This window comes from Sphingopyxis sp. KK2 (assembly GCF_001990265.1).
Lineage (GTDB): Bacteria > Pseudomonadota > Alphaproteobacteria > Sphingomonadales > Sphingomonadaceae > Sphingopyxis.
In genome coordinates this window covers 1-3,995 of the sequence record NZ_LYVN01000223.1, presented here as the reverse complement: position 1 = coordinate 3,995, position 3,995 = coordinate 1, and the positions used below count along the sequence as shown (strand labels likewise).

4 protein-coding genes and 1 pseudogene are annotated in these 3,995 nt (G+C 67.9%); 3 read left to right on the top strand and 2 right to left on the bottom strand.

Annotated features, from left to right (window positions below; genetic code table 11):
• Nucleotides 1-364: pseudogene (locus B1A78_RS20755) on the top strand (pyridine nucleotide-disulfide oxidoreductase); the annotation flags it as partial.
• Between the two features lie 15 nt (nt 365-379).
• On the opposite strand, the gene B1A78_RS20750 reads toward B1A78_RS20755, so the two are convergent.
• Nucleotides 380-883 carry a TlpA disulfide reductase family protein gene (locus B1A78_RS20750; RefSeq protein WP_077148763.1) on the bottom strand — a complete coding sequence of 168 codons (504 nt, stop codon included), beginning with the start codon at nt 881-883 and terminating at the stop codon, nt 380-382.
• A gap of 21 nt (nt 884-904) precedes the next feature.
• Here B1A78_RS20750 and B1A78_RS20745 point away from each other — a divergent pair, with 21 nt between their 5' ends.
• Nucleotides 905-1,318: a DoxX family protein gene (locus B1A78_RS20745; protein WP_083734390.1), complete on the top strand. Its 414-nt coding sequence runs from the start codon at nt 905-907 to the stop codon at nt 1,316-1,318.
• A 3-nt stretch (nt 1,319-1,321) separates the two neighbouring features.
• Here the strand turns inward: B1A78_RS20745 and B1A78_RS20740 are convergent, their stop codons facing one another.
• Nucleotides 1,322-2,578 (bottom strand): dipeptidase, encoded by a 1,257-nt coding sequence (locus B1A78_RS20740; protein WP_077148762.1) that lies wholly within the window; start codon nt 2,576-2,578, stop codon nt 1,322-1,324.
• A 136-nt stretch (nt 2,579-2,714) separates the two neighbouring features.
• On the opposite strand from B1A78_RS20740, the gene B1A78_RS20735 reads away from it, so the two are divergent.
• Nucleotides 2,715-3,890, top strand: a complete 1,176-nt coding sequence (locus B1A78_RS20735) for an acyl-CoA dehydrogenase family protein (RefSeq protein WP_077148761.1) — start codon at nt 2,715-2,717, stop codon at nt 3,888-3,890.
• Nucleotides 3,891-3,995: the final 105 nt, after the last annotated feature.

The window sequence follows — 3,995 nt, the reverse complement described above, 5'->3', positions numbered from 1 at the left end:
GACCCCGCCGATCCCCGGCGTGCCCTATGAACATGGCCGCGGCCGCTTCGCCAATGATGACGGGCGCATCCTGCCCGGGCTTTATTGCGTCGGCTGGGCGCGGCGCGGGCCGTCGGGGACGATCGGCACGAACAAGCCCGACGGCGCGCGCGTCGCCGAGATGGTGCTGGAGGATGTCGGGCGCGGCGCGGGCAAGACCGGGCGCCCCGGGCTCGACGCGCTGCTCGCGAGCCGCGACGTCGTGCCGGTGACCTTTCGCGACTGGCGCAAGATCGAGGCCGCCGAGGTTGCCGCCGCGCTCGACGGCAACCCGCGCGAGAAATTCACCAGCGTCGAGGCGATGCTCGCGGCGATCGGGCGGTAGGCACGCCTCGCTCGGTCAGGGATTTTCCGCCAGCAGCGGATCGAGTGCGGCCTTGAACTCGCGTTCGGTATAGGCGCCCTTCTTCGCGTGCCGGACCACGCCCTTGCGGTCGATGATATAGGTCGACGGCACCGCATTATCGATCGCGCCATAATTGCCCGTCATCCGGTTGGACAGCGGATAGGACAGCAGCGCGCTCACCGTCTTGAGCTGCGTCTTCGACACGCTGTCCTCGGTCGTAACCCCGAACATCTCGAGCCCGCGCGCCTGATTGGCTTTGAAATAGCGGTGCATCATCGGCATTTCGGCCTTGCACGGCGCACACCAGGTCGCCCAATAGTTGATCACGACGACCTTGCCCTTCATCTCGGCGAGCGTGACCTTGCGCTTGTCGAAGGTGGTGAGCGTGAAGGCGGGGGCGGCGAAGCCCGGGGTCGGCGTCTTGCCCGGTGCGGCGCCGAGCAGCAAAAGCGCGGCGAGCGGCGCGAGGAACAGGCGGGCAGCAGGGGCGATCGTCATGGCCGGACTAGACGAAAAAACATGAGCGCAGGCAAGCCCGAAAGCCGCACGCGGACCGCGCTGCGCTGGCTGCTCGCCCTCGCTTATGCCTATGCGGGCTATCGCCACCTCGCGACCCCTGCCCCCTTCCTCGCGATCACCCCGCCGTGGGTGCCTTTTCCTGCCGAAGTCGTCGCCGCAACCGGTATCGCCGAGCTCGCGGGCGCGGTCGGGCTGATGATCCCGCGGCTGCGCAAGGCGGCGGGCTGGGGGCTCGCGCTCTATGCGCTCTGCGTCTGGCCCGCGAATTTCCACCACGCGCTCGCCGATATCGCGATCGGCGGCGAGACGCTCAGCTGGTGGTACCATGGCCCGCGCCTCGCGCTGCAGCCGGTGATCATCTGGTGGGCGCTATGGGCGGGCGGCGCGACCGACTGGCCGTTCCGCCGCCGCTGATCCCTATTTCGCCACCGGGGTCTCGATCGGCGGCTGGCCCTTCTGGCTCGCGGCATAGGCCTCGACCGCCTTCAGCACGCGCATCATGTTGCCGCTCGAGATCTTCTCGAGCTCGGCCTGCGTGTAGCCGCGCCGCGCGAGTTCGGCGAACAGGCGCGGGTAGCCGGTGACATCCTCGAGCCCCACGGGAGTCGCGTCCATGCCGTCATAGTCGCCGCCGATGCCGATATGATCGACGCCGATCGCCTGTTTGAGATAGTCGATATGGTCGGCGGCAAGGCCGATCGGGGTCTGCGGCGCGGGGTTCGCCACGTCCCACGCCTTGAGCGCCGCCGCGGCGGCATCGGGATCGCCGACATAACGCGCGTCGAGCCGCGCCTTTTCGGCGGTACGCGACAAGCCGTGCTCGCGCAGCTTGGGGTCGAGGAAGGCGGCGTAGAGCACGACCATCACGACCCCGCCATTCGCCTTGACCGCGGGCAGCACCGAGTCGGGGACGTTGCGCGGGTGGTCGTTGACCCCGCGCACGCCCGAATGGCTGAACATCACCGGCGCGTGCGACACTTCGAGCGCGTCCTTCATCGTCGCTTCGCTGACGTGGCTCAGATCGACGATCATGCCGAGGCGGTTCATCTCGCGCACGACCTGCTTGCCGAAATCGGTGAGCCCGTCGTGCTGCGGCGCGTCGGTCGCGCTGTCGGCCCAGGGCGTGGTCTTGCCGTGCGTCAGCGTCATGTAGCGCACGCCCATGCCATAGAGTTCGCGCAGCACCGCCAGCGACGAGCCGATCGACTGGCCGCCCTCGGCGCCGAGCATGCCCGCGACCTTGCCCGCCTTCATCTGGCTTTCGAGCTCGGCCGAGGTCCGCGCGAAGCCGAGGTCGTTCGGGTAGCGCGCGATCAGCCGTTTCGCGACGTCGACCTGTTCGATCGTCTGCTGCACCGCCTGCTGCTCGTTCGTGTTGCTCGGCACATAGACCGACCAGAATTGCGCGCCGACATGGCCCTTGCGCAGCCGCTGGATGTCGGTGTGCATCACCGTCCCGTCGGGCTTGGGCTTGGTGGTGTCGTTGAAGTCGAAATCGTTGATGACGTTGCCGACGCTGCCGCGCAGTTCCCAGGGGACGTCGTTGTGCCCGTCAAACACCGGCGCCTTCTTGAGCGCCGCCTCGGCGATCGCCTCGGGCGTTTTCTGGGCCAGTGCGGGGGTGGAAACAAGGGCGAAGGCGGCGAGGCCGGCGAGCAGGTGCGACTTTGTCATGAGGCGCGACCCTAATGCGTTGATCGGGCGGTGCAAGAGCGAGAGGGCGCGTATAGCGCGAAGGCATAGGCTATGCCGTTTTGCGGTCGGGCAAACGCACCTTGACGTTTACGTCAACCCCGCGCAGCATCGCGCCATGACAGCTTTCGACGACTGGCGCGCGCGCTCGCCTTTTTATGACGAAACCCATGAGGCGTTGGCGCAGAGCGTCCGGCGCTTCGTCGAACGCGAGGTCGCGCCGCATATCGACCGCTGGGAGGCCGAGGGCGAATTGCCGCGCGAACTGCACAGAAAGGCCGCCGAGGCGGGCATCCTCGGGCTGCGCTATCCCGAAGAATATGGCGGTCATTCGGAAGGCTTCGACAATTTCCACGGGCTGGTGCTCACCGAGGAACTCGCCGCGGTCGGCGCGGGCGGGCTCGGCGCCTCGCTGATGACGCACGGCATCGGCCTGCCACCGATCCTCGCGCTCGGCTCGGAGGAGTTGAAGCGGCGCGTCGCGCCGCCGGTGCTCGCAGGCGAGAAGATCATCGCGCTCGGGATCACCGAAGCGGGCGGCGGCAGCGACGTCGCCAACCTCAAGACCACGGCCGTGAAGGATGGCGATCATTATGTCGTCAACGGCGGCAAGATGTTCATCACGTCGGGCATGCGCGCCGACTGGCTGACCTGCGCGGTGCGCACCGGCGGGCCGGGCGCGGCGGGCATTTCGCTGCTGCTGATCGAGATGGACGCCCCCGGGGTCGAACGGACCAGGCTCGACAAGATGGGCTGGCGCTGCAGCGACACCGCCGCCGTTCACTTTGGCGACGTGCGCGTGCCCGCGAGCAACCTGATCGGGGCCGAGAATGGCGGCTTCATCGGCATCATGCGTAATTTCAACAGCGAGCGGCTGGGCATGGCGATGGGCTGCTGCGCCTATGCACGCGTGGCGCTCGCCGAGGCCGCCGAATGGGCGCAGCAACGCGAAACCTTCGGCAAGCCGCTCGTCGGCCACCAGTCGATCCGCATCAAGCTCGCCGACATGGAACGCCAGATCGAGACGACGCAGGCGTGGGTCGACCTCGCCGCCTGGCAGGTGAAGTCCGGCAAGGACCGTCCCGCCGACTTCGCGATGCTCAAGGTCCAGGCGACGCGGATGCTCGAGGCCGTCGCGCGCGAGGCCGCGCAGGTGTTGGGCGGCGCCTCCTATATCACCGGCAGCAAGGTCGAGCGCATCTACCGCGAGGTGCGCGTCAATGCGATCGGCGGTGGCAGCGAGGAAATCATGCTCGACCTCGCGGGGCGGCAATTGTTCGGGGGCAAGCGCTAGCCTGCTAGGGTGCCGCACGGAAGGCGGCTTTGGGTTGGGAAGCGGACGCTGAACTCCCCTCCCGCTTGCGGGAGGGGTCGGGGGAGGGCCTGTTGCGTTGCCAAA

Excerpts from the sequence above, each read along its gene's own strand:
- B1A78_RS20735 (WP_077148761.1), top strand. The coding sequence starts at position 2,715 with ATGACAGCTTTCGACGACTGGCGCGCGCGCTCGCCTTTTTATGACGAA.
- B1A78_RS20745 (WP_083734390.1), top strand. The coding sequence starts at position 905 with ATGAGCGCAGGCAAGCCCGAAAGCCGCACGCGGACCGCGCTGCGCTGG.
- B1A78_RS20740 (WP_077148762.1), bottom strand. The coding sequence starts at position 2,578 with ATGACAAAGTCGCACCTGCTCGCCGGCCTCGCCGCCTTCGCCCTTGTT.
- B1A78_RS20750 (WP_077148763.1), bottom strand. The coding sequence starts at position 883 with ATGACGATCGCCCCTGCTGCCCGCCTGTTCCTCGCGCCGCTCGCCGCG.